Source organism: Ancylobacter sonchi, assembly GCF_018390695.1.
GTDB lineage: Bacteria > Pseudomonadota > Alphaproteobacteria > Rhizobiales > Xanthobacteraceae > Ancylobacter > Ancylobacter sonchi.
The window spans coordinates 1-3,856 of record NZ_JAHBGF010000040.1 but is presented as its reverse complement, the minus strand read 5'-3'; the positions used below and the strand labels follow the sequence as shown (position 1 = coordinate 3,856).

Below are 3,856 nucleotides of genomic sequence, written 5' to 3'. Positions count from 1 at the left end.
CGATCGCGGCGGATAACCTCGCGGCGGGTGCCGGGGCGGAGATCGTGCTGGCGGTGCGCCGGCCGGCGGCCGCCGACCTCGGCAAGGTCGCGCCCGGCGCGCTGGTGATCGCCATCGCCGATCCCTATGGCAATGAGGCGGCGCTCGCCGAGATCGCCGCCACCGGTGCCTCGCTGTTCGCCATGGAGCTGATGCCGCGCATCACCCGCGCGCAGGTGATGGACGTGTTGTCCTCGCAGGCCAACCTCGCCGGCTACCGGGCGGTGATCGACGCGTCGGCCGAGTTCGGCCGGGCGTTCCCGATGATGATGACGGCGGCGGGCACGGTGCCGGCGGCGCGGGTGTTCGTGATGGGGGCCGGGGTCGCCGGCCTGCAGGCGATCGCCACGGCGCGCCGGCTCGGCGCGGTGGTGTCGGCGACCGATGTGCGGCCGGCGGCGAAGGAGCAGGTGGAGAGCCTCGGCGGCAAGTTCATCGCGGTCGAGGACGAGGAGTTCAAGCAGGCGGAGACCGCCGGCGGCTACGCCAAGCAGATGTCGGCGGAGTACCAGGCCAAGCAGGCGGCGCTGGTGGCCTCGCACATCGCCAAGCAGGACATCGTGATCACCACGGCGCTGATCCCCGGCCGTCCGGCGCCGAAGCTGCTGTCCGCGGAGATGGTGGCGTCGATGAAGGCGGGCTCGGTGATCATCGACCTCGCGGTGGAGCGCGGCGGCAATGTCGTCGGCGCGGTGGCCGGCGAGGTGGTGACGACGGCGAACGGGGTCAAGATCGTCGGGCATCTCAACGTGCCCGGTCGGCTGGCGGCGACGGCGTCGCAGCTCTACGCCAAGAACCTCTACGCCTTCGTCGAGACGCTGATCGACAAGAACACCAAGGCGCTCGCGGTGAAGTGGGACGACGAGCTGGTGAAGGCGACGCTGCTGACCCGTGGCGGGTCGGTGGTGCACCCGAACTTCGGCGGTAAGGTCGAGACGGCGGCGGCCTGAGGCGAGGGCTTGAGGACGGGGCGCTTCTGAAGCGACCTCCTCCCGCACCGCCACCGGCCGATCCGGGATCGCCCGGGACGGCGGGTTCGGGAAGACCGGCCTGGGTCCCGGCTCTTCGCCTTTGCGGGCGCGTCCGTTCGAGTGACAGGTTTCCTCCTCGCTCTTCAGGTTTCGGCGGTGTTCCCCCTCACCCGGCGCTATGCGCCGACCTCTTCCTCGACGTCGGATGTTGCCGACGTCGATCTTCGGGAGCCCCATGCGGCAACAGCCGCATGGGGTGGGGAGAGGTAAGGGGCCCGGATCTGGGTCTCCGGTTGCCTTCTTCCCTTTCTGGGAGAGGTGACGGAGGCACTCCGAGGCTGATGCGACCGGCTCCCTCTTCTTTAGGGGAGAGGAGACGCTCCGAAGCTGATGCGACCGGCTCCCTCTCCCCGCCGACCCCGGCTGTTGCCGGGTTCGGTACTGGAGGGTCCAGACGGGATATATCCGGTCTGGACGGAGAGGGGTGGGGTGAGGGGGGAACACCGCTCGCCGGTTCTCCGGTAGCGTGCCTCCCGTCGGTCCCGGCTCTACGGGTGCGAGCCCGAGGGCACCGGACCGGGCGGCCCGGCAACGATCTTCAGACGGGAGCGACGCTCCCGTCGCCGAGAGAAACGATGAGAGGCCGGCGCGAGCCACACGCAGCGCCGGCACCAACGACGACAAGAAACGACACGACGACGGATACAGACGAAGCGGCGGGCGGCACGGGGGCAGGATCCCGGGGCCGGTCCTTGAGAGAACGGGGAGAACAGGATGGCCAATCCATCGGGGGTGCCGGCGGATCCGGCAGCGGCGCTGGAAGGCGCCCGGGCGGCGGCGGAAGTCGCCAAGCGGGCGGCGGAAGCCGCGCAGGCCTATGCCGATGCGGCGGCGCAGGCGGCCCACAGTGGCGGTCTCGCCGAGGCGGCGGGGGCGGTGGCGCACACGCTGACCGGCGGGGCGATCGACCCGTTCGTGTTCCGGCTCGCCATCTTCGTGCTGGCGGTGTTCGTCGGCTACTACGTGGTGTGGTCGGTGACCCCGGCGCTGCACACGCCGCTGATGAGCGTCACCAACGCGATCTCCTCGGTGATCGTGGTCGGCGCGCTACTGGCGGTCGGCGTCGACACGGTGGCCGAGGGCACCGGCTGGGCGCGCGGCTTCGGCTTCCTCGGGCTGATCCTGGCCTCGGTGAACATCTTCGGCGGCTTCCTGGTGACCAGCCGGATGCTCGCCATGTACTCGAAGAAGAAGTGAGGGCGCGGAGATGAACGCCAATATCGTCGCGCTGCTCTACCTCGTCTCCGGGGTACTGTTCATCATGGCGCTGCGCGGGCTGTCGAGCCCGGCGACCTCGCGCCAGGGCAACCTGTTCGGCATGATCGGCATGGCCATCGCCGTGCTGACGACGCTGTCGGCCTCGCCGCCGGCCGGCATCGGCGGCTGGCTTCTGGTGATCGGCGGCCTCGCCATCGGCGGCGGCGCCGGCGCGGTGATCGCCCGCAAGATCGCCATGACGCAGATGCCGCAGCTGGTGGCGGCCTTCCACTCGCTGGTCGGCCTCGCCGCGGTGGCGGTGGCGGCGGCTGCCCTTTATGCCCCCGAGGCCTTCGGCATCGGCCTGCCCGGCGCCATCCACGGCCAGGCGCTGGTCGAGATGAGCCTCGGCGTCGCCATCGGCGCCATCACCTTCACCGGCTCGGTGATCGCCTTCGCCAAGCTGAACGGCAATATGAGCGGCAAGCCGATCCTGCTGCCGGGCCGCCACGTCATCAATGCCGGCCTGGCGGCGCTGATCGTGCTGCTGGTGGTGGTGCTGACGCTGACCGAGAGCCACACGGTGTTCTGGCTGATCGTCATCGCCAGCCTGGTGTTCGGCGGCCTGCTGATCATCCCGATCGGCGGCGCGGACATGCCGGTTGTGGTGTCGATGCTGAACTCCTACTCCGGCTGGGCGGCGGCGGGCATCGGCTTCACGCTGGGCAACACGGCGCTGATCATCACCGGCGCGCTGGTGGGCTCGTCGGGCGCGATCCTGTCCTACATCATGTGCAAGGGCATGAACCGCTCCTTCGTGTCGGTGATCCTCGGCGGCTTCGGCGGCGACGCGGCGGCCGGTCCCGCCGGCGCGGTGGAGAGCCGCCCGGTGAAGCAGGGCTCGGCGGAGGACGCGGCGTTCATCATGAAGAACGCCGCCAAGGTGATCATCGTGCCCGGTTACGGCATGGCGGTCGCCCAGGCGCAGCACGCGCTGCGCGAGATGGCCGACAAGCTGAAGGAGGAGGGCGTCGAGGTGAAGTACGCCATCCATCCCGTCGCCGGCCGCATGCCCGGGCACATGAACGTGCTCTTGGCGGAAGCCAACGTGCCCTATGACGAGGTGTTCGAGCTCGAGGACATCAACTCGGAGTTCGCGCAGGCCGACGTCGCCTTCGTGATCGGCGCCAATGACGTGACCAACCCGGCGGCGAAGACCGACCCGACCTCGGCGATCTACGGCATGCCGATCCTCGACGTCGAGAAGGCGAAGACGGTGCTGTTCATCAAGCGCGGCATGGCGGCGGGCTATGCCGGCGTGGAGAACGAGCTGTTCTTCCGCGACAACACGATGATGCTGTTCGCCGACGCCAAGAAGATGGTCGAGGACGTGGTGAAGAACCTCTCCCACTGAGCGGGCGAGGGGAGAGGGAGGAGGGGGCTCGCGAGCCCCCCGAAGAGCCCTCTCGCGGGGAGCTCGCGAGGGCCACACGGACGCCTGCGAGGCGAGCGCGAGCGACCCTTGCGGGGGGCCTCACGAAGCCCGGCGCCGACCCTCGCGCCGCCCCTGTCCGGGTGGATCGTGCGGA

Annotated in this window: 3 protein-coding genes; all 3 read left to right on the top strand. The window is 69.9% G+C overall.

Annotated elements, in window-relative coordinates; translation table 11 throughout:
• The first annotated feature begins 2 nt into the window (after positions 1-2).
• On the top strand, positions 3-989 hold the full coding sequence (locus KHC28_RS24070) for an NAD(P) transhydrogenase subunit alpha (protein WP_312893328.1): 987 nt from the start codon (positions 3-5) through the stop codon (positions 987-989).
• Between the two features lie 795 nt (positions 990-1,784).
• Positions 1,785-2,267 (top strand): proton-translocating transhydrogenase family protein, encoded by a 483-nt coding sequence (locus KHC28_RS24065; RefSeq protein WP_214010933.1) that lies wholly within the window; start codon positions 1,785-1,787, stop codon positions 2,265-2,267.
• A gap of 10 nt (positions 2,268-2,277) precedes the next feature.
• The gene (locus KHC28_RS24060) at positions 2,278-3,681 is read left to right on the top strand and encodes an NAD(P)(+) transhydrogenase (Re/Si-specific) subunit beta (protein ID WP_214010932.1); all 1,404 of its coding nucleotides are present in this window, start codon (positions 2,278-2,280) and stop codon (positions 3,679-3,681) included.
• The last annotated feature ends 175 nt before the right edge of the window (positions 3,682-3,856 follow it).